The sequence below is a fragment of the Bradyrhizobium algeriense genome (genome assembly GCF_003062295.1).
GTDB lineage: Bacteria > Pseudomonadota > Alphaproteobacteria > Rhizobiales > Xanthobacteraceae > Bradyrhizobium > Bradyrhizobium algeriense.
Genome location: NZ_PYCN01000019.1, coordinates 122,559 through 141,795 on the forward strand (window position 1 = coordinate 122,559; position 19,237 = coordinate 141,795).

Annotated in this window: 18 protein-coding genes and 1 tRNA gene; 11 read left to right on the forward strand and 8 right to left on the reverse strand. The window is 64.2% G+C overall.

Annotated features, from left to right (window positions below):
• Nucleotides 1-28 precede the first annotated feature (28 nt).
• Complete coding sequence (locus C7G61_RS29035; RefSeq protein WP_108520187.1) at nucleotides 29-628, forward strand: thermonuclease family protein; 600 nt, start codon at nucleotides 29-31, stop codon at nucleotides 626-628.
• 48 nt (nucleotides 629-676) lie between these two features.
• On the opposite strand, the gene C7G61_RS29040 is transcribed toward C7G61_RS29035, so the two are convergent.
• Entirely contained in the window at nucleotides 677-1,192 is a 516-nt protein-coding gene (locus tag C7G61_RS29040) for a L,D-transpeptidase (protein WP_108520189.1), read from the reverse strand.
• Nucleotides 1,193-1,582: 390 nt separating this feature from the next.
• Nucleotides 1,583-3,535, reverse strand: coding sequence for an acetate--CoA ligase (gene acs, locus C7G61_RS29045; RefSeq protein ID WP_108520191.1), 1,953 nt, complete (start codon nucleotides 3,533-3,535; stop codon nucleotides 1,583-1,585).
• Nucleotides 3,536-3,909: 374 nt separating this feature from the next.
• Here acs and C7G61_RS29050 point away from each other — a divergent pair, with 374 nt between their 5' ends.
• Complete coding sequence (locus C7G61_RS29050) at nucleotides 3,910-5,067, forward strand: DNA topoisomerase IB (RefSeq protein WP_108520193.1); 1,158 nt, start codon at nucleotides 3,910-3,912, stop codon at nucleotides 5,065-5,067.
• Between the two features lie 37 nt (nucleotides 5,068-5,104).
• Here C7G61_RS29050 and C7G61_RS29055 read toward each other — a convergent pair whose 3' ends face one another.
• From C7G61_RS29055 to tsaD, 3 genes are read right to left on the reverse strand one after another with little or no spacing between them, the layout of a single operon-like run.
• Complete coding sequence (locus tag C7G61_RS29055; RefSeq protein WP_108520195.1) at nucleotides 5,105-5,518, reverse strand: EVE domain-containing protein; 414 nt, start codon at nucleotides 5,516-5,518, stop codon at nucleotides 5,105-5,107.
• A gap of 2 nt (nucleotides 5,519-5,520) precedes the next feature.
• On the reverse strand, nucleotides 5,521-6,501 hold the full coding sequence (locus C7G61_RS29060; protein WP_108520197.1) for an NAD(P)H-dependent glycerol-3-phosphate dehydrogenase: 981 nt from the start codon (nucleotides 6,499-6,501) through the stop codon (nucleotides 5,521-5,523).
• A gap of 1 nt (nucleotide 6,502) precedes the next feature.
• The gene (tsaD, locus tag C7G61_RS29065) at nucleotides 6,503-7,576 is read right to left on the reverse strand and encodes a tRNA (adenosine(37)-N6)-threonylcarbamoyltransferase complex transferase subunit TsaD (protein ID WP_108520255.1); all 1,074 of its coding nucleotides are present in this window, start codon (nucleotides 7,574-7,576) and stop codon (nucleotides 6,503-6,505) included.
• Between the two features lie 141 nt (nucleotides 7,577-7,717).
• On the opposite strand from tsaD, the gene C7G61_RS29070 reads away from it, so the two are divergent.
• The 7 genes from C7G61_RS29070 to C7G61_RS29100 all read left to right on the forward strand — a co-directional run bounded on the left by C7G61_RS29070 (nucleotide 7,718) and on the right by C7G61_RS29100 (nucleotide 15,552).
• Nucleotides 7,718-8,473: a uroporphyrinogen-III synthase gene (locus C7G61_RS29070; protein ID WP_108520199.1), complete on the forward strand. Its 756-nt coding sequence runs from the start codon at nucleotides 7,718-7,720 to the stop codon at nucleotides 8,471-8,473.
• Between the two features lie 110 nt (nucleotides 8,474-8,583).
• Entirely contained in the window at nucleotides 8,584-9,795 is a 1,212-nt protein-coding gene (locus tag C7G61_RS29075; RefSeq protein ID WP_108520201.1) for a COG4223 family protein, read from the forward strand.
• A 22-nt stretch (nucleotides 9,796-9,817) separates the two neighbouring features.
• Nucleotides 9,818-11,611, forward strand: a complete 1,794-nt coding sequence (locus C7G61_RS29080) for a heme biosynthesis protein HemY (RefSeq protein WP_108520203.1) — start codon at nucleotides 9,818-9,820, stop codon at nucleotides 11,609-11,611.
• A gap of 95 nt (nucleotides 11,612-11,706) precedes the next feature.
• Nucleotides 11,707-11,782, forward strand: a tRNA-Thr gene (locus C7G61_RS29085).
• A 307-nt stretch (nucleotides 11,783-12,089) separates the two neighbouring features.
• Nucleotides 12,090-13,241: an acyltransferase family protein gene (locus C7G61_RS29090; protein WP_190242016.1), complete on the forward strand. Its 1,152-nt coding sequence runs from the start codon at nucleotides 12,090-12,092 to the stop codon at nucleotides 13,239-13,241.
• Nucleotides 13,242-13,475: 234 nt separating this feature from the next.
• Nucleotides 13,476-15,002, forward strand: coding sequence for a hypothetical protein (locus C7G61_RS29095; RefSeq protein WP_108520207.1), 1,527 nt, complete (start codon nucleotides 13,476-13,478; stop codon nucleotides 15,000-15,002).
• Between the two features lie 106 nt (nucleotides 15,003-15,108).
• Entirely contained in the window at nucleotides 15,109-15,552 is a 444-nt protein-coding gene (locus C7G61_RS29100) for a hypothetical protein (RefSeq protein ID WP_108520209.1), read from the forward strand.
• Between the two features lie 95 nt (nucleotides 15,553-15,647).
• On the opposite strand, the gene C7G61_RS29105 is transcribed toward C7G61_RS29100, so the two are convergent.
• Nucleotides 15,648-16,682, reverse strand: coding sequence for a polysaccharide deacetylase family protein (locus C7G61_RS29105; protein WP_108520211.1), 1,035 nt, complete (start codon nucleotides 16,680-16,682; stop codon nucleotides 15,648-15,650).
• 208 nt (nucleotides 16,683-16,890) lie between these two features.
• Between C7G61_RS29105 and C7G61_RS29110 the strand changes: the two genes are divergently transcribed.
• Together C7G61_RS29110 and C7G61_RS29115 are read left to right on the forward strand one after the other, a co-directional pair.
• Nucleotides 16,891-17,172 (forward strand): hypothetical protein, encoded by a 282-nt coding sequence (locus tag C7G61_RS29110; RefSeq protein ID WP_108520213.1) that lies wholly within the window; start codon nucleotides 16,891-16,893, stop codon nucleotides 17,170-17,172.
• Nucleotides 17,173-17,443: 271 nt separating this feature from the next.
• The gene (locus tag C7G61_RS29115; protein ID WP_108520215.1) at nucleotides 17,444-17,665 is read left to right on the forward strand and encodes a hypothetical protein; all 222 of its coding nucleotides are present in this window, start codon (nucleotides 17,444-17,446) and stop codon (nucleotides 17,663-17,665) included.
• Between the two features lie 16 nt (nucleotides 17,666-17,681).
• On the opposite strand, the gene C7G61_RS44915 is transcribed toward C7G61_RS29115, so the two are convergent.
• The gene (locus tag C7G61_RS44915; protein ID WP_190242017.1) at nucleotides 17,682-17,855 is read right to left on the reverse strand and encodes a hypothetical protein; all 174 of its coding nucleotides are present in this window, start codon (nucleotides 17,853-17,855) and stop codon (nucleotides 17,682-17,684) included.
• Nucleotides 17,852-19,237 carry an amidase gene (locus C7G61_RS29120; RefSeq protein ID WP_108520257.1) on the reverse strand — a complete coding sequence of 462 codons (1,386 nt, stop codon included), beginning with the start codon at nucleotides 19,235-19,237 and terminating at the stop codon, nucleotides 17,852-17,854. The genes C7G61_RS44915 and C7G61_RS29120 overlap by 4 nt, the downstream gene beginning before the upstream one ends.

A 19,237-nucleotide genomic window follows, 5' to 3' on the forward strand; every position in this document is an offset into this window, starting at 1 on the left:
TGCCCGACTCAGCCCTTAGTCGGGGAATATGTCCCCATACGAGAGAATAAATGCATATCGGCCCACGCGCCGGGGTTCCTGGCGCCGCTGGTTTTCGGCGGCCCTGCCGTGGCTATTCGTCCTCGGCGTCGCGGCGGGGACGATGCTGCCGGTACGGGACTGGGTGCGGCGGTCGTTGCCGAGCTCAGCCGACAGCCAGGCGGCGCGCGATGCCGAGATGGTGTGGAAGCGGGCTGGAAGGGCGGACACGCGTCGCGCCGTCGACGTCATCCGCACGATTGATGGAGACACGTTCGAGGCGCGGGTTCACTTGGAGCCGGGTCTCGATCTCAACACACGGGTGCGTCTGCGCGGCATCGACGCGCCTGAATTAAAGGCGTCCTGTGCGCAGGAGTTGCAGATGGCGGAGGCTGCGACCGGCGCTCTTCGCTCGCTGCTCGGGCAGGGCGATGTCGCGATCTTCAATATCGGGCCTGACAAATACGCGGGCCGTGTCGTGGCTGATGTCGCGACGAGGCGAACCGCAAGCCTTTCGACAGCGATGATCGCGTCAGGCCATGCGCGCAGCTACAATGGTGGCCATCGCAACAGTTGGTGCGCGAACGCAAGTCAACCGTTTGCGAAATAAAAGAGCCGCGCGAACTGCGCGGCTCTTTGCATTCAGATCCGTGAGCAATCAGCGCGTGACAGTCACCATCGTTCCGATCGGTACGCGTTGGTAGAGGTCGGAGATGTCGTCGTTGAGCATGCGGATGCAACCGTAGGACACGAAGCCACCGACCGAACCCGGCACGTTGGTGCCGTGAATGGCGTATTCGCCGCCGGCCAGCGTCATCGCTGCCACGCCCATCGGGTTGCGCGGCGAGCCGCCGGGAATGACGTCGGGCATCTCGGGCTTGTCGCGCCTGACTTCGCTCGGTGGCGACCACGCCGGGTTGAGGTACTTGCCGTCGATCCGGGTGGTGCCCGCCCACTGCTTGCCGGCCTTGCCGACGCCGACCGGATAGCGCATGGCGCGGCCGGATTCGAGAACGAGATAGAGACGCCGCTCATGGGTCTTCACCACGATCGTGCCCGGCGCGTAGTCGCCGTTGATACCGACCAGTTCCGGCCGCGCTTGCGCGGCTGACGACATCATCACAACGCTCATACCAATGGTGGCGGCCAGCGCCACCGCAATTCTCATCAACATGCCCAGCTCCAATCCGCCCGGCCAATCAGGGCCCTCAAATGTCCTTTCAAGCCTTGGCTCAAATCTTGGCTCACGCCTCGACCTAAACCTTGGCGTCTCACCGTCTCGCCCACGCATTTTTAGTTTAGTCGCGCGAATTGACCGGCTGGTTTCGACGCCGGCCCGCAAAACTGTTTTCGACGGGGGAAACAAGGAAAATGTTCGAAATAAAGTAAATGATTTGAAAACAGCACATGGCAGCGAAAAGCCGCCTGAGGCGAGCTCGCCACTAACAACCGCGTGAGCGCGACGGGATTGGCGCCACGTCCGGGATTTGCATCCCGGATTGCGTTTCGGATTTCCGGCCCTCGCCCGGAGGCCCGGGGCGAGAAGCCTGTGCCGGCGGCGGCCTTACGCCGGCGCTCCCTTCTTGTTCTGCCGGTTCTGCACGAGATCTTCGACCACGTGTGGATCGGCCAGCGTCGAGGTGTCGCCGAGGCTGGAGGGTTCGTCCTCGGCGATCTTGCGCAGGATGCGGCGCATGATCTTGCCGGAGCGGGTTTTCGGCAGGCCCGGCGCGAACTGGATCTGGTCGGGGGAAGCGATCGGGCCGATGTCCTTGCGCACCCAGGCGACCAGCTCTTTCCGCAACTCCTCGGTCGGTTCGGTACCGGCCATCAGCGTCACATAGGCATAGATGCCCTGGCCCTTGATGTCGTGAGGATAGCCGACCACGGCGGCTTCCGACACTTTTGCATGTGCGACGAGCGAGCTCTCGACTTCGGCGGTGCCCATGCGATGGCCTGACACGTTGATGACGTCGTCGACGCGGCCGGTGATCCAGTAGTAGCCGTCTGCATCCCTGCGGCAGCCGTCGCCGGTGAAATACTTGCCCTTGTACGTCGAGAAATAGGTCTGCTCGAACCGGGCGTGGTCGCCATAGACCGTGCGCATCATTCCCGGCCAGGACTTGATGAGGCAGAGATTGCCTGTGGCTTCGCCGTCCAGCACCTTGCCGTCGGCATCGACCATTTCGGGCACCACGCCGAAGAACGGCCGCGTCGCCGAACCCGGCTTGAGTTTGGTTGCGCCGGGCAGCGGCGTGATCAGGATGCCACCGGTCTCGGTCTGCCACCAGGTATCGACGATCGGGCAGCGGCCGTCGCCGACCACGCGGTGATACCATTCCCAGGCTTCCGGATTGATCGGCTCGCCGACCGTACCGAGCAGCTTGAGGCTTTTCCGCGAGGTCTTCTGCACCGGTCCGTCGCCGCTCTGCATCAGCGCGCGGATCGCGGTCGGCGCGGTGTAGAAGATGTTGACGTTGTGCTTATCGATGACATTCCAGAAGCGCGAGTTGTCCGGATAGTTCGGGACGCCTTCGAACATCAGCGTGGTCGCGCCGTTGGCGAGCGGCCCGTAGACGATGTAGCTGTGGCCGGTGACCCAGCCGACGTCGGCGGTGCACCAGTAGATGTCGCCGTCGTGATAATCGAACACGTATTGATGCGTCATCGCGGCGTACACGAGATAGCCGCCGGTGGTGTGCAGCACGCCCTTGGGCTGGCCGGTGGAGCCCGACGTATAGAGGATGAACAGCGGATCTTCCGCGTGCATATGCTCGACCGGGCATTCCGTCGTCACCATCGCGGCTGCTTCGTGGTACCAGAAATCGCGCGAAGGACTCATGTCGACGGCAGCACCGGTGCGCTTGACCACGACGACCCAATCGACGCCGCCGGCTTTCGCAATCGCGGCATCGACATTGGCCTTCAGCGGCACCTTCTTGCCGCCGCGCAGTCCCTCGTCGGCGGTGATGATGAACTTGGACTGGCAGTCGGTAATGCGCTGGGCGAGGCTGTCCGGAGAGAAGCCGGCGAACACTACCGAATGAATCGCGCCGATCCGCGCGCAGGCCAGCATCGCATAGGCCGCTTCCGGGATCATCGGCAGGTAGATCGTGACGCGATCGCCCTTCTTGACGTTCCGCGTGCGCAGGATGTTGGCCATCTTGCAGACCTCGTCGTGCAGCTGGCGGTAGGTGATGTGCTTGGACTGCGAGGGGTCGTCGCCCTCCCAGATGATCGCGGTCTGGTGACCGCGCTTGTCGAGATGGCGGTCGATGCAGTTCCAGGCCGCGTTCAGGACGCCGTCCTCGAACCATTTGATCGAGATGTTGCCGGGAGCGAAGGAGGCGTTCTCGACCTTGTGGAAGGGCTTGATCCAGTCGATGCGCTTGGCCTGTTCGGCCCAGAATCCGTTGGGGTCCGAGACCGAGCGGGCATACATTTCGCGGTACTTGGCGTCGTCGATAAAGGCGCGCTTGGCCCAATCCGCGGACACGTCGTAAATTTTCTCGGACATTTTTACCCTCCCATTCGTTGCGGCGCCGCACATGCTGGGGGCCGCAAGCCGTCCTGATTGTTGCAACGATTATGCGTCGCGGGACGATGCCCGGACAAGGCGCAAACGTCTGCGACCTTGGTCGGCTGGGCGGCCATTGGCCTCGTTCCTGATCAAGATCGCCGACATTTTCAGGTTTTGGGGGAGCCCAAAATCAACGTTATCGCCGGAATGGCACCCATGACCGGTATCTAATAACCGTTAATGACGGAATCGGGACTCGCAAAGCGGTTCATTACCCCCTAAATGGCGTCCCCGGGGCCGGACGGCCCTCCGGAACCAAGTCACAACAACGGGCATTGCCGGCAGACAGGTGGAGCAAGGCGATAACGGTCATGATGGATCAGCAGAGTTTCGAGGCTACGCGGCCCGTTTCCGCCGATCCCGCCGTTGCATTGGCCGAAGCGCTCGGGCAACTGCCCAAGCCGACGCTGAAAGCGCCCGCGGCAAAGCCGCACATCGTTGTCAAAACCTCCGTCGCAGATCTGGCCGAGGAACTTGGCCTCAGGCTCGGCGACCAGAACGGGCTGACCATCCGCCGCGTCAAGCGCGGCAAGGGTTATTCATTCCATCGCGCCAACGGCACGCAGATCCGTCACGCCGGCACCATCCGCCGCCTGCATTCGATGGCGGTGCCGCCGGCCTATCGCGACGTGCGCTATTCGGCCGATCCGAGCTCACATCTGCAGGCCGTCGGCATCGATGCGGCCGGCCGGCTGCAGTACCGCTACCATGTCGATTGGGAAAAGGTCCGCGAGCAGCGCAAGGCGCATCGCCTGGCGCGGCTGGTGGCGGCTTTGCCGAAGATCCGTCGCAAGGTCTCGGCCTATCTGTCCGGCGACGAGCCGACGCGCGAGTTCGCGCTCTCGGCGGTGATCGAACTGATCGCCCGCACCGCGATCCGGCCGGGCAACGAATCCTATGCCCGCCTCAACGGCACCCGCGGCGCCACCACGATGTTGAAGTCCAACGTCGCGCTGGAAAACGACTGCTTCGTCCTGACCTTCAAGGCCAAGGGCGGCAAGGCCGTGCGCAAGGAATGCGACGCCGCCAAGCTGGTGCGCGCCATCGGCATCCTGCGCACCGTGCCGGGCAAGCGCATGTTCCAGTATCGCGACAATTCCGGCACCGTTCGCACGGTCTCGACCACCACCGTGAATGCGTTCCTGCGCGAGATCGCCGGCATCAAGATTTCGCTGAAGGACTTCCGCACCCTGATGGCATCAGCCGTGGTGCTGGAATCGCTGTCGCGGATTACGCCGGCAGCAAGCGAGCGCGGCCGCAAGAAGCAGGTGCTGGAAGCCGTGCGCGCCGCCGCGGATGAGCTGTCGAACACGCCCGCGATCTGCCGCAAGAGCTATGTCCACGACACCATCGTCACCGCGTTCGAGGACGGCATCCTCGAACGTTTCGCGGCGACGATGAAGGGTTATCGCACGCAAGCCAAGCGCGAGGCGCTGCTGGCACAGGTGGTAACGGCAGCGGCCGCTTGACCTTTCTTCTCCCACAAGGGGAGAAAGGAAGAAGAAGCTACAGCCCGCCCATCTTGCAGACCATCTTCCACTCTTCCGCCGTCACCGGCTGCACCGACAGCCGCGAATATTTCACCAGCGCCATGTCGGCGAGCTTCTTGTCGGCCTTGATCGCGGCCATCGTCACCGGCGTCTTCAAGGGCTTGTCCGCCTTGATGTCGACGCAGACGAACTTTCCGGTTTTGTCGGAGGGATCGGGATAGGCCTCCTTGATCACCTCAGCGATGCCGACGATCTCCTTGCCCTCGTTGGAATGATAGAAGAATGCCTTGTCGCCTTTCTTCATGGCGACGAGGTTTTGGCGCGCGGTGAAATTGCGCACGCCGGTCCAGGCTTCGCCTTTTGCTCCCTTTGCAACCTGCTGGTCCCACGACCAGGTTGAAGGTTCGGATTTCACCAGCCAGTACGCCATCATTATTCCTCCGCCTTGAACGGCCGTGTCAGCAGGCCTTCGATCGCCGCGTCGATCGTAACCTTGCCGCTCAGGATCGCCGCGACCGCAGTTGATACCGGCATATCGACGTTCTGCGAAGCGGCCAGTTCGATCAGGACCGGCGCGGTGAATTCGCCTTCCGCGAGCTTGTCGCGGTTCGGCTGTTCGCCGCGGCCGAGCGCGATGCCGAACGCAAAGTTGCGCGATTGCAGGCTCGAGCAGCTCAGGATCAGGTCGCCGAGGCCGGAAAGACCCGCGAGCGTCTCGCTGCGCGCGCCGCAGGCCCGCCCAAGCCTTGCCAGTTCGCTAAAACCTCGCGTGGTGAGCGCCGCCAACGCCGAGGCGCCGAGTTGCCGGCCGACGACGATGCCGGCGGCGATCGCCAGCACGTTCTTGGCCGCGCCGCCGATCTCGACGCCGCGGACATCCGTGGTGTGATAGGGCCGGAACGTGGCCGAGCCCAGCGCCTGCACCAGGTCGCTCGCCAGCCTTTCATCCCTTGCGGCCAGCGTTACGGCGGTCGGAAGGCCTCGCGCCAAATCGTCGGCGAAATTCGGTCCCGACAGGATCGCAGGGATGGCATCCGGGATGGTGTCAGCGATCACCTCGGTCATGAAGCGATGCGTGCCGCGCTCGATGCCCTTGGCGCAGGCGACGACGGGTGTCGCAGGTTCGAGATGCGGCGCAAGCGTCGTCGCGGCTTCGCGCAAATTCTGCGCGGGCGTCGCCAGCAGGATGATGTCCGCGCGCGCCGCGGCAACGATGTCAGCCGTGACGCCGATGTCCACATCAAGACTCACGCCGGGCAGCTTTGGATTCCTTCGCGTCGTCTGCATCTGCGCGGCGTTTTCGACGCTTCGCGCATACAGCACGACGTCACGGCCGGCGCGCACCGCGGCGCAGGCCAGCGCGCTGCCATATGCGCCGGCGCCGATCACTGCGACGGAATTAAAGGACGCCATATCAAAATCCCGCGCGCGTGTTGGTGTAGCCGGCTGGCGCGGTCGCGTTGGCGTCGAGCAGCCAGCGCGCGCGGGGCGGCGCGTCCATCGTATCGGTTAGCCCCAGCGCCATCCGTTCCGCGCCGGCCCAGGCGATCATCGCGCCATTGTCAGTGCACAGCGCGGGCGGCGGAATGATCAGCGTGGTCTCCGCCTTTGCGGCAACGTCCTGCAACGCGCCGCGGATGGCGTGATTGGCGGCGACGCCGCCGGCAGCGACCAGCGCGCGCGGCGGGCCGAACTGTTCGTGAAACAGGCGCAGGCCGACGCTCAGCCGGTCCGCCGTCGATTCCAGCACCGCGGCCTGAAAACTGGCGCAGAGGTCGCTGACGTCCTGCGGTTCCAGCGGCATCAAGCGGCTGGCTTCGTTGCGAACCGCCGTCTTCAATCCCGACAGCGAGAAATTCGCATCCGGCCGCCCGAGCATCGGCCGCGGAAAGGCGAACCGTTTGGCATCGCCGCTCGCCGCGGATCGTTCGACCTCCGGTCCGCCGGGGTAGGGCAGCGACAGCATCTTTGCGACCTTGTCGAAGGCTTCGCCCATCGCGTCGTCGACGGTGGTGCCGAGCCGGACATACTGGCCGACGCCGACCACGGCGACGATCTGGGTGTGCCCGCCGGACGCCAGGAACAGGCAATAGGGAAAGGCGAGCGCGCAGGTGAGCCGCGGCGTCAGCGCGTGGGCTTCGAGATGATTGACCGCAACCAATGGCGTATCGTGCACCATGGCGATCGCTTTGGCCGTGGTGAGGCCGACGATCACGCCGCCGATCAGGCCGGGCCCGGCGGCAGCAGCCACCGCCGACAATTGCGCAAAGCCGGTGTTGGCGTCCTTCATCGCTTGTCCAACGATGCCGTCAAGCAGGTCGACATGGGCGCGCGCCGCGATTTCCGGAACTACGCCGCCGAAACGGGCATGCTCGGAGGTCTGCGAGCGCACGATATTGGACAGAATCTTGCCGCTGCCGTCGCGCTGGCGTTCCACCACGGCGGCCGCGGTTTCATCGCAGGTCGTCTCGATACCCAGCACCAGCATCGGCGTGTCGTTGTCCAATTTGAACCCTTTGAACCCTTGCGCTATCGCCAAAAACAACGCTTCCGTAACCCGGTAGCATTACGAGGTGACGGCGTGCAATCGCGCTGGTGCACCGAAATCATGTTGGCGGAGATCTGAAATATGGCCGTTCTCGTCACGCGCCCGCATCCGGATGATGAGACGACGGCCAAGGCGCTGCGCGCGCGGGGGTTCGATGTCCTGCGCGCGCCGATGCTGCGGTTCGAGCCGGTGCCGTTCCAGGACGATGCGGACGCAAATTATGGCGCCATCATCGTCACCAGCGCCAACGCCCTGCGTGCCATCGCGCCCCATCTGGCCGAAAGCCGGCTCCTGAAACTGCCTTTGTTCGCAGTCGGCGAAAACACCGCGGCCGCGGCGCGCGACGCCGGGTTTGGCGAGGTGATCGCGTCACAGGGCGATGCCGGCGCATTGCGCGATCTGGTGCTGGCGCGTGCGAAGTCGAAGCAACTGAAGAAAACGAGCCGGATCCTGTACCTTGCCGGCGCCGATCTCGCGCGCGACCTTGCCGGCGACCTCGGCGAGAGCGGTTTTACGGTGGTGACGCAGACCACCTACCGGATGGTGCCCGCGCCCAGCCTGCCACGGGACATATATGACGCTTTCGTGGCGCATGAGATCGAGGCCGTGCTGCATTACTCCCGGCGCAGCGCGCGGGCATTTCTGGAGGCGGCGCGCGCCGGCGGCGTCGAAATCTCGGCATTGGCGCTGCCGCAATGCTGCATTTCAGCGGCCGTCGCCGCGGTCCTGCGGGACGCCGGCGCGACCCAGGTCACGGCGGCGGCTTCGCCCGACGAAAATGCCCTGTTCGTGGCGCTGGGCCGGGCGTTGCAACCGCGGTCGAGCCCTAATCTTTAAGTCTGAGCATGGTCTAATCGGAAAACCGGTGCCGCCACTGCCGGATCATGCTCTAAGACGTCCCGATTCTGCTAAGTTCCGGAACCTAACCATTCAAGGGAACCGCCGTGATGGTCGATGACAGGCCCGAAGACACTGGATCGCTGTCCGGCGAGGGTCGGCCGAAGCGTGAGCCGCCGACCATCGACCTTGAGGCGACCGAAGTGTCGAGCGAGACCAAGGGTTCCGGCGAAGCGCCGCCTGAGCCTGCGGCTGAGCCAACGCCCGAGGTCGCCGCGGCTTCAACGGCAGAACCTCCGGTTGCGGAACTGCCATCCCGACCGGTTTCGCCCTGGATCGTTGCGCCGGTGGCCGGCGCCGCCGCCGCGGCGCTGGTGATTGGCGTCGGCTGGATGCTGGGTTGGCCTGCGATTCAGCCCGCGTCAGCGCCGTCGGCAGCGCAGATCAACACGGCCGCCATCGACGGTCTGACCACGCGCATCGCGGGCCTGGAGTCGAAAGCGGGCAAGCCCGTGGCCGATCCCGCCGCTGCCGCGCGTGCCGAGGCCTTGGAAAAAACCGTCGCGGCGCTGCGCACTGAACTCGCCGCGACGCGCGCACAGGGCGAGAAGCTGGCGTCCGCCATCAACGATGTGAAGTCCGCCCCGCGCGGCGACGGCACCGTCTCGCCCGATCTCTCCGGGATCGATCAACGCATCGCGAAGATCGAAAGCCAGATGCGGACGCAGGGCGCCGAGCTCGCGCAGCAAGGCAGCAAGCTTGCCGATACCAAGGCCGACGCCAAACCTGCCGACGACATGCCGCTGCGCCGGCTGGTGTCGGCGGCGCTGCTCGATGTGCTGGTCCGGATCGGCGATCCCTATCCGGCTGCGCTCGCCGCGACCAAGGCGCTGGCGCCCAATCCGGATGCCTTGAAGCCGCTCGATCAGTTTGCGGAAAAGGGCGTGCCAAATGCCGGCAGGCTGAGCAGCGAACTGTTGGCATTGGTGCCAAAACTGTTGCCGGCCGCGCAACAGAGCAATGCCACGACGACCGGTACAGGCATTGTGGAGCGCCTGCAGGCGGGCGCTGCCAAACTGGTCAAGATCGAACGCACCGATACCGCCGGCAATGATCGCGGCGCCGTGGTGGCGCGGATCACCGCGGCGGCGTTGCGAAATGATTTCAACGAGGCGCGACGGGAATTGAAGACGCTGGAGCCGGCCGATCGCGCCGCGGCGCAGTCCTGGATTGAACGGGCCGACGCGCGCGACGCCGCGCTGGCCGCCTCCCGTCAGTTTGCGACCGACGCCATGGCTGCGCTCGCCAAACCGGCGCAATAAGGATTTCGCAGTAAGGATTTCAATGGTCCGGATCATTCTGTTTCTGTTGTTGATCGCGCTGGGAGCGGCCGGCGCGGCCTGGATTGCCGAGCAGACCGGCGATGTCGTGCTGTCATGGGGCGGCTATCGCGCCCAGACCACGCTGCCGGTCTTCGTGCTGGCGTTGGGCATCGTCGTCGTTGCGGCGATGATGATGTGGGCGATCCTGCGTGGTGTGTGGAGCGCGCCGGCGCGTATGCGGCGCAGCCGGCGCGAGCGGCGTCAGGCCCGCGGCCGGCATGCGATCACGCAAGGGCTGCTGGCGATCGGCCACGGCGATTCTTCCGCTGCCCGCGTCCATGCCGAGGCGGCGCGGAAACATGCGGCGCACGATCCGCTGTCGCTACTCTTGCATGCGCAGTCGGCGCAGCTCGACGGCGACCGCGAAGGCGCGCAGCGCGCCTTCCGCGCCATGGCCGAGCGCGAGGACACGCGGCTGTTGGGTCTGCGTGGGCTGTTCATCGAGGCGCAGCGCGCCGACGATCCGGTCGCGGCGGTGATGGTCGCCGAGGAAGCGCTAAAGCTGTCGCCGTCCTCGTCATGGGCGTCGCATGCGGTGCTCGGCTTCTGTTGCGCCAAGGGCGACTGGGCCGGCGCGCTGAAAATCCTCGACAACAATCAATCGGCCGGACTGATCGACAAGGCGACCTATCGCCGGCAGCGCGGCGTGCTGCTGACGGCGCGCGCGCTCGAACTCGAAAAGGTCGATCGCGATCTGGCGCGCGACAGCGTGATGGAGGCGGTCAAGCTGGCGCCGACGCTGGTGCCGGCCGCGGTGCTGGCGAGCAAGTTCGAGAGCGAGGCGCATCAGGTGCGGCGCTCTATGCGCCTGGTCGAGACCGCGTGGCTGGCGCAGCCGCATCCCGATCTTGCGGACGCCTATTCGCATGTGAAGCTCGGCGATTCCGCGCGGCAGCGGCTGGTGCGGGTCGAGACGCTCGCGGCGAAAGCGCCCGGTCACATCGAGGGCGCGCTGGCGATTGCGCGCGCCGCGATCGACGCGTCCGAATTTACAAAAGCGCGCGAGGCGCTGGCGCCCTTCATCGCCGCGCCGACGCAACGCGTCGCGCTGTTGATGGCGGAGATCGAGCGCACCGAACATGGCGACAGCGGCCGGGCGCGTGCATGGACCTTGCGCGCGGTGCGTGCGCTGCACGATCCGGCCTGGACCGCGGACGGCTATGTCAGCGATCGATGGCGGCCGGTCTCGCCGGTCACCGGCAGGCTCGATGCTTTCCAGTGGCAGACACCGGTCGCGGCGCTGCCGTCCGACAAGGGCGGCGCGATCGAATCTTCGCCGTTCGAGGAGGCCATGCTGGCGACCCCGCGCCGGGCCGTCGTGCTTGAGCCGCCAAAGGACGTCGACGCGGAGGAGCCGGCTCCGTCGCCCGTCGCCCCGGCACCTCCTGCCGCGCCTGCTGCTTCAGCGCCTGCGCCGGCCGCCGAGCAGGACAATGCGCCCCCGCCGGCTGCCGCCGCCGAGGCGACCCCTGCCGAGGCGGCCCCCGCCGAAGCCGCCACTGCCGCAGCGCCCGCTGCGTCACCCGCGCCGGCCGAATCGGCCCCAAGCCGGCCGGCCCCCTTGTTCCGGTCACGGCAGGACATTCCGAAGACTGTTCCAGCCCCCATCCCGGCGATCATTCCCCTCATCCGGGCGCCCGACGATCCCGGGGTCGACGACGAGGGCCCAGCGGACGAATTCGCGGAACAAATCGGCCCGCCCAAGGCCCAGGCGGGCGGCTGGCGGGGATTTTTGTCACGCTGGGGCGGCAACTAGGGATCCGTGGCCAGCGTTTTTCTTGCCAATCGGGGCCGTCCCCGATATCAGGTGCGGGCGTTTTCCGGGTCACGCCCGGACGCTGCGTTTGGTCCGCCGCAATAGCTCAGTTGGTAGAGCACGTCATTCGTAATGACGGGGTCACAGGTTCGAGTCCTGTTTGCGGCACCATTTAAGACATTGAGATATTTACCTGATCGATTTTCGCTGCCGTCCCTGGCACCGCGCCCCCCGATCCGGACGCACTGTTTTCGAAGGGCGGCTATGGCACCGCGACGAATCGCTGTATCAGCGGATGCGCGGGGCCCGATGCAACACTTCGAGAATTCGGCAATTTCAATGGCGTCTCGGGGGCGCGCGAGCCGCATTGGAAGTGCGGCGGCCGGCGCTTCGGCGCGGAGGCCGGCCCACTATTGCAAGTCGACATGGCACGCCCCGCGGCCTAGCTGGCCGATTCACTTACTGGAGGCCAGCCGGGATGGTTGAGCATCTCGACGACAAGCCAAGGGTCTCCAGGAGCCGCGAACCGAATCGCCTGCATGAGTTGGATAGTCTACGAGCCCTTGCCGCGATCGGCGTTATCGGATGGCACTACACAGGCCATTTTGGCGCTTCTCCGATTCCGTATCTCATGGCGCCCTTCTATCGATACGGAATGCTTCTCGTTGACTTCTTTTTCGTGCTGTCCGGCTTCGTGCTGGCCCGCGCCTATTGGAACGACCAACGCAGCGTAACACTCGCGAACAATGTTCGAGATCGGATTGCTCGAATGTATCCGTTGCACGTCGCGACGCTATGCGCCGTGGCTATCATGCAATGGATACTGGTCAACCATCTGGCTTCACCGCCGTTTGTCTACGTTTTCAACGACAACTATCATTTCGCGCTGAATCTTGCCCTGCTAAATCGAACGGGGCTTGAGAGTGGATTTTCATTCAACGGGCCCTCGTGGTCGATCTCGACAGAATTCATCGTCAACGTTCTGTTCCTGGCGGCCATCGCTCTCCCGCGCAAGATTGCTCGTGTGGCATTGTTTGGGCTGTTCGCAGTGTCACTTGCGGCAATCCTGAAAAATGGTCTGATCAGTAAAGCAGTGGTGCTTGGAATCGACAACGACATCTTCCGGACTATCTTCGGCTTCGGCTGCGGAGTAGCGCTATGCAAGATGGATTCGCGCTGGCTGTCGCAGATCGGCCTAAAGCGCGGCTTTGCTGACGGACTTGCCATCGCGGCCGTTTCCGGATTTCTCTACTACTGCGCAAAAGGTGAGCTGAACTGGCTGGGTAACCTCGCGATCGTGATCATGTGCTTTCCCGCCCTGATCATCGGTGCGATCTATGGCCGGGTAGTTAAATGGTTTTTGACACTTCGCCCGCTGGTCTATCTCGGCACCATTTCCTACTCCATCTATCTCATGCACTTTCCGCTTCAACTGGCAGTGCATTTAGCATCGGTCGTGTTCAACATTCAGATGCCTTACGGCAACGCCTTTTTTCTGGCAGGTTTCATCCTCGCAACAGTGGGAGCGGCATCGATCACGTATCACCTGATTGAGGTGCCAGGAAAAAAAGTGCTGCGAAAGCGCACGCCTGCACCTCTTGCGGAACCGTTGGCTAGCTCTAGCCACTAAATTAGTGGGCATTGGGCCGCCCTGGTCGATGGGGTGCAAGGATTTCAGAAGAGAGCCAACCCCTGGGGTGAGGCCCGCAATGATGGTCTGGCCATCCGGATAGACGCGCACACACTCTACAATGACCCTTTGTTTGCGATGCTTTGCCAGCGCCTGGCGCGCATGTTCACCCACTGAAATGTCTTGTTAACCGGCCCCCTCTAGCTTGCCTGCACATTTGCCGCAGGATTTAGCATGTCGCTCGATGTCGGCCTGAGCCTCCCCGGGGACAAGGCCGCCCATCGGGGCAGCTGGACCGTGACGTCCCTGCTCGCCATCGCTGCCGTGTTCGTGGCGGCGATCTTGCTGCGGCAGGTGCTGCCCTTCAACGTCGATGTCAGTTGGTGGCTGATCGTCAGCGAACGCATGCTCGACGGCCAGCGGCTGTACGTCGACATCCTCGAGACCAATCCGCCGATGGCGGGATCGGTCTATTTTCTCGCCGTTGCATTGGCGCGCCTGGTCCACCTGCGGCCGGAAGTTGTGGCTGATGCGCTGATCTTCGCTTTGGTCGCGGCATCGCTGGCGCTGACGTGGCGTATCCTGCGCATCTCCTCGTTGCGCGATTCCGTCGCTGGCGCACCTGCCGTATGGGCAGCCGCGCTGCTGGCCATTCTGCCGATGTATGTTTTCGGGCAGCGCGAGCATCTGGCGCTGGTGGCGCTATTGCCGGCGCTTGCGGTCTACATTCTGCGCGCCAATCGCGAGCGCGTTGCACCATCAGCCATGCTGATCGCCGGCCTGTGCGCCGCGGCAACGATGAACTTCAAGCCGTACTTCGTCTTCGCGGTCGGCTTCTGCATTCTGACGGCTGCCGCCCAGGCGCGGGACTGGCGGGTTCTGTTCGCGCCGGAGAACTGGATTGCGGCGGCGCTGGTCGTGATCCACGGCATCTGCATCGTCGTGTTCTATCCGGAGTATCTTACGCTCATCTATCCCCTGGTCCGCGACGTCTATCTGCTGCTGAAAGCGCCGCTGCTCGCCATACTGCTGACTTCTGCGACCGCGCTGTGGATCGTGGCGATCATGGTCGTGCTGGCGCTGCACGGCCGGCACCGAAAACCCGACGCCGCGTCGCTGGTGATGATGGCCGGATCGCTCGGCTTTACGGTCTCGTTTTTCGTTCAGGGCAAGGGCTGGGACTATCACGCCTATCCCATGGTCGCGCTCAGTTTGCTCGCGGCAGGCTGGGCGATCTCGGCCGGGGACGATGAGCGAGCCGGATCGCGAAGGCTTCGCGCGGGCGCGATGTTCGTCGTCGCGCTGATCTTTGCCAACGCATGCCTGTGGTTCAATGCCAGCGTCGACATGCGGCAAGTCCAGGATCAGGTGGCGCGATTAGGGCCGCGGCCGAAGATCCTGGTGCTGAGCGCTGCGGCCGTCATCGGTCATCCGATGGTGCGCGAGCTCGAGGGCACATGGGTGTCGCGCCAGGAGGCGTTTTGGGTGCGGGAAATCGTTCGCCGGGCCCAGATGGATGGCACCATCGATTCGGAGATGGCGGCCCGGCTTGCAGGCTACGTAGCGCGTGAGCGCGCCGGCATCGTCGAGGATTTCAAGAAGCAGCCGCCGGACGTTGTTGTGATCGACAATGAGAACAGCGACTGGGGCAATTGGGTGGCTGCCGATCCCGAACTTTCCGCGCTGCTCAAACCCTATATTCCCGTCAACAATATCAACGGTATCGAAATTTTGCGGCGAGCCGATCAGGCGCGGTCCTGATATCCGCCGACCTTCCGCTGCTTCGGCAGCGGTGCGTGACCTGTCTCACATCAAGAACCGTCAGCCCACCGTAGTCTCCGCCTCGACCTCAAGGGGAGACACAAACATGCGTAAATACATTCTCATTGCAGGATTTGTTTTGGCCTCCGCGGCCGCGCAGGCTGGTGATCGAAGCTTGTCGCTTGGAGGCGTCGAGACGAAGGCAGCTCCGGCGCCGGCCAAAGCTACGGATGCATCGAAAAGCGCCGAAGCCCCGCAGGCTGCGGAAGCACCGAAATATGTCGAGCGGCCCGCGGTCGTCGAGCCCAAGCCCGAAAGCAAGGCTGAGACGACCAACGCCGAGACGGCCAGGACCGAGACGGCCAGGCCCAGGGCGGCCAGAGCGGCCAGGGCGTATCGGCCCGCTGCCGGACGCATGAGCGCCGGACCCGGAAGGCCCGTGGCCCGGAGAACGGCGTACATGTCGGGGAGAGCGGGATCGCACCGCATGCGCTACGGGATCCGGGCTCGCATCATCGGCGCACTGCACCGGCACGGCATCTATTGGTAACATTGCCAAAGCAAAACGCGCCTCTCGGGTTCAAATCCGAAGGGCGCGTTTTTCATTGCATAAGGCTGGAGCCGTCGACCGGCTTCCGCCAATCCTTACTGCGAAACCGTCTGCACCACGCTGCTGATCGGGCGGCTGGCAACCGCCGGCACCTTCTGGTCCTTCACCAGCATCGCATCATATTCCGGCAGGGTTTCGAGTTGCTCCTTGGCCTTCATCTGCACGACCTTGTAGCCGCCGGCTTTGAGGCGACGCAGCAGCGCCGGCAAGGCCTGCGCCGTGCTCTTCTGCAGATCGTGCATCAGAATTACGCCCTTGCCCTGCTTGTCGAGCTTGGTCATGACGTTCTGGATGACCTGATCGGCACCCGACGATTTGAAGTCGTTAGAATCGACATCAACTGAAAACATCGAGATGTTGCGCGAGGCGAGATAGCCGAGGGCTCCTTGCGTGTGCGCGAGGCCCGGGAAGCGGAAGAACGGCGCGGGCGCAGTCCCCAGCGCCATCTTCACGGCGCTAAAGCCCTTCTCGATTTCTTCCCTGACCTGCGCTTCGGTCAGCTTCTTGCTGTCGAGATGGGCGTGCGACCAGGTGTGCGAGCCGATCGTGTGGCCGGCTGCCGCGACCTGTTTGAGAATCTCCGGATGATAGGTGGTGTGCTTGCCGACCGGGAAGAACAGGGCTTTCGTGCATTCATCCGAAAGCGCCTTGAGCACCGCCGGCGTGGTCGGCCACGGACCGTCGTCGAACGTCAGCACGACCTCTTTGTCGGTAAGGAAGTCGAACTGCTTGTATTGCAGGAAGCCGAAACCGGGACCGCCCGTGGTGTCGATCACGACGGTGCGGCTGACGCCGAGCGCATCGGGATTGGCGCAAGCCGATCGCACCGGCTGGGCTGCGGGAACTGGCGCGGGGGCAGGGGCCGGCTTCGAGAGAGAAGCCGTGATCTCGACATCGTCCTTCAGCGCGGGCCTGGCCGCGGCGGGCGCCGGCAGCGGCTCTGCCTTGCGGGCAGCGACGGTTTGAGGTGCGGCCGCGTCGGCGCGCGGTGCGGAGGTCCAGAACCAAACGCCGGTGATCAGAACCGCCGCCACTACACTGGCCAGCATCAGGCCCAACGCATTACGCATCGCTACTCTTTCCAGATACTCGGGGTACACACGCAACGGGGCATTAATGCCAACAATGTCTTAACGTCTCCCGAACACGCGCCGGTTAGACAAAGAAAATGAGGGCTTTATGCCTGAGTGACGTCAGTCACAGTCGTGCCCGCGGTCCCGGGCGCATGCTCCTGCCATCAACAACGGGCTCGCTTCGCCGGGCCAACAGGAGCCGAAAATGACCGCAGTATTCTTCAATACCGTTCGCAAGGTGAGTTTAGTGCTGGCCTTGACCACCTCTTTCGCCGCCGTTTCCTCGACCGCGAGTTTCGCTTTCAGTTCGGAAGCGCAGCAGCAGTGCACGGGCGACGCGTTCCGCCTCTGCAGTTCGGAAATTCCCAACATTCCGAAGATCACGGCCTGCATGGTCAAGCATCGCGCCGACCTGAGCGCTGGCTGCCGCGGCGTCATGGATCGCGAGTTCGCTGCCCAGAAATCCGGCAAGCTCGCCGCGCAATGACGGCACGGTCTTCGCGGTCTCTGACGGCTCGGAAACGCTTGCGTCGATGCGACGCAGGCGTTTTTTCCGTTTCAGGGGGGCACAAAACGAACGGTTGCGCGATTTCGCCGTTCACAAATGCGTTGCCGGCCGAATTCCGATGCCCGGATTCCCGTTCTGACACGTTTTCTTGACGCGAACCGTGTGTCCAGCCGGATCAAGTCCGGGGCTGGCTTTCGCTCGAAAACGCTATAGAACGCGCGGATTGCGTTCTCGTGTAAAGGCATAGCAAATGACCAAGATCCTTTTCGTCATTCCCCTGATCCTGATGGCCTCCAGCGCGTCGGCGCAGACACAAAAAAAAGAGGGGCATGACGAGTGCGCGCGCGACGTTTCGCGGTATTGCCGGGCGCAGATGCAGGCTGGCGATCAGATCATTCTGGCCTGCCTGAAGCAGAACCGGTCGAAGATCAGCAAGGCCTGCCAGCAGAAGCTGACGAGCGCCGGGCAGTAGAACCCGCCGTCCCGACTTATCCCGCCCCGTTGCCGTTGGCGCGCAGCGACTGGTAGAAATCGTAGATCAGCAGCGCCATCACCAGCGCGCAGATGATGATCAGCGGCACCGCCTTGATCCACCAGAGCATGATGCCGAGAAACGTGCAGACGCCGGCAATGCCGATCAATCCGGTGATGAAATTCGTCATCTGCCGCTCCTTGTTTTAGCGCGACGCGCATTGGTCTTCGCGGGCGCGGCGCCGCCGCGTTTTCCGAGTGTTTTGACAAGCCAGTTGGCCGTCCGCAACAGCCGCGCATCGTTGCCGCGGCGTCCGACCAGCTGCACGCCGATGGGCAGGCCGCTTTCCGACTGCAGCAGCGGCAGCGTCACCGCCGGCGTGCCGAGATAAGTCCAGATCGAGCAGAACGCCGGGTTTCCGGTACTGTCGAGGCCGCGCGGCGCCGGGCCGGGCGCCGCCGGAGTTAAAATCGCATCGTATTCGTCGAACACACCGTCGAGCGCCGCGTTGAGCGTCGCGCTGCCGGCCAGCGCCCGCGTATAGTCGACGGCGAGAGCCTTGCGCCCACGCTCGATCAATGCGCGCAGCACCTTGCTCAGGGAATCGCCGCCCTGCTCGAAATCGCGATGCAGGTTGTGCGCCATGTCCACTTCCATGACGGTGCGGTGCATGTCGATGGCACGGTCGAAACTCTGCCCGATCTCGACCTCGGAAATTTGCTCGCCCAGCGTTTCCACCAGTTCGGCAAATGCCTCCGTGGTCACCTTCTCGGCATGCGTCCAGGCCGGCGAACGGACGAAGGCGAAGCGCGGCGGCAATGGCGGCTCGCTTGCCGCCGCCTCGACAAAGGGCGGACGGGCTAGGGGCTGCGTATCCGGATCCTCTTCATCGAAGCCGGCGAGCATCTCAGCAAGCAGCGCCGCATCGTCGACCGAGCGCGCAAATACGCCGACGTGATCGAGCGCCCGCGACAGCAGCAGCGCGCCGCTCCGCGGAATCAGGCCGTGTGTCGGCTTGAAGCCGACCACTCCGCAGAAGGCGGCCGGGCGGATTACCGAGCCGTTGGTCTGCGAGCCGATCGCGCCCGGTACCATCAGCGCCGCAACGGCCGCAGCCGAACCGGAAGACGATCCGCCCGGCGTGTGATCCGGGTTGTGCGGATTTCGGGTCTTGCCCGGATTGAAGTAGGCGTACTCGGTGGTCACCGTCTTGCCGAGGATCACGGCGCCTGCCGCCCGCAGCCGCGCCACAGCCGCTGCATCGCGGCGCGGCGTGCGTCCGGCCCACAGTTTTGATCCGAACTCCGTCGGCATGTCGCCGGTGTCGAAGATGTCCTTGATGCCGACCGGCACGCCATGCAGCGGTCCTATGGCTTTGCCCTGCTTGCGACGATCGTCGGCAACCTCGGCTTGCAGCATCGCGTGGTCGCGGTCGAGAAATGCCCACGCGTCGATATTGCGATCGACCTCATCGATGCGCTTGAGGCAGTCGCCGACAAGCTCCACCGAACTGAGCCGGCCGTCGCGGATTCCGGCGGCGGCTTCCGTGAGGCTGAGCGCATGGAGGCTCAT

Bases quoted from the DNA above. Each gene is read 5' to 3' on its own strand.
- C7G61_RS29035 (WP_108520187.1), top strand. From the start codon at position 29: ATGTCCCCATACGAGAGAATAAATGCATATCGGCCCACGCGCCGGGGT.
- C7G61_RS29040 (WP_108520189.1), bottom strand. From the start codon at position 1,192: ATGTTGATGAGAATTGCGGTGGCGCTGGCCGCCACCATTGGTATGAGC.
- acs (WP_108520191.1), bottom strand. From the start codon at position 3,535: ATGTCCGAGAAAATTTACGACGTGTCCGCGGATTGGGCCAAGCGCGCC.
- C7G61_RS29050 (WP_108520193.1), top strand. From the start codon at position 3,910: ATGATGGATCAGCAGAGTTTCGAGGCTACGCGGCCCGTTTCCGCCGAT.
- C7G61_RS29055 (WP_108520195.1), bottom strand. From the start codon at position 5,518: ATGGCGTACTGGCTGGTGAAATCCGAACCTTCAACCTGGTCGTGGGAC.
- C7G61_RS29060 (WP_108520197.1), bottom strand. From the start codon at position 6,501: ATGGCGTCCTTTAATTCCGTCGCAGTGATCGGCGCCGGCGCATATGGC.
- tsaD (WP_108520255.1), bottom strand. From the start codon at position 7,576: ATGCTGGTGCTGGGTATCGAGACGACCTGCGATGAAACCGCGGCCGCC.
- C7G61_RS29070 (WP_108520199.1), top strand. From the start codon at position 7,718: ATGGCCGTTCTCGTCACGCGCCCGCATCCGGATGATGAGACGACGGCC.
- C7G61_RS29075 (WP_108520201.1), top strand. From the start codon at position 8,584: ATGGTCGATGACAGGCCCGAAGACACTGGATCGCTGTCCGGCGAGGGT.
- C7G61_RS29080 (WP_108520203.1), top strand. From the start codon at position 9,818: ATGGTCCGGATCATTCTGTTTCTGTTGTTGATCGCGCTGGGAGCGGCC.
- C7G61_RS29090 (WP_190242016.1), top strand. From the start codon at position 12,090: ATGGTTGAGCATCTCGACGACAAGCCAAGGGTCTCCAGGAGCCGCGAA.
- C7G61_RS29095 (WP_108520207.1), top strand. From the start codon at position 13,476: ATGTCGCTCGATGTCGGCCTGAGCCTCCCCGGGGACAAGGCCGCCCAT.
- C7G61_RS29100 (WP_108520209.1), top strand. From the start codon at position 15,109: ATGCGTAAATACATTCTCATTGCAGGATTTGTTTTGGCCTCCGCGGCC.
- C7G61_RS29105 (WP_108520211.1), bottom strand. From the start codon at position 16,682: ATGCGTAATGCGTTGGGCCTGATGCTGGCCAGTGTAGTGGCGGCGGTT.
- C7G61_RS29110 (WP_108520213.1), top strand. From the start codon at position 16,891: ATGACCGCAGTATTCTTCAATACCGTTCGCAAGGTGAGTTTAGTGCTG.
- C7G61_RS29115 (WP_108520215.1), top strand. From the start codon at position 17,444: ATGACCAAGATCCTTTTCGTCATTCCCCTGATCCTGATGGCCTCCAGC.
- C7G61_RS44915 (WP_190242017.1), bottom strand. From the start codon at position 17,855: ATGACGAATTTCATCACCGGATTGATCGGCATTGCCGGCGTCTGCACG.
- C7G61_RS29120 (WP_108520257.1), bottom strand. From the start codon at position 19,237: ATGAGCCTCCATGCGCTCAGCCTCACGGAAGCCGCCGCCGGAATCCGC.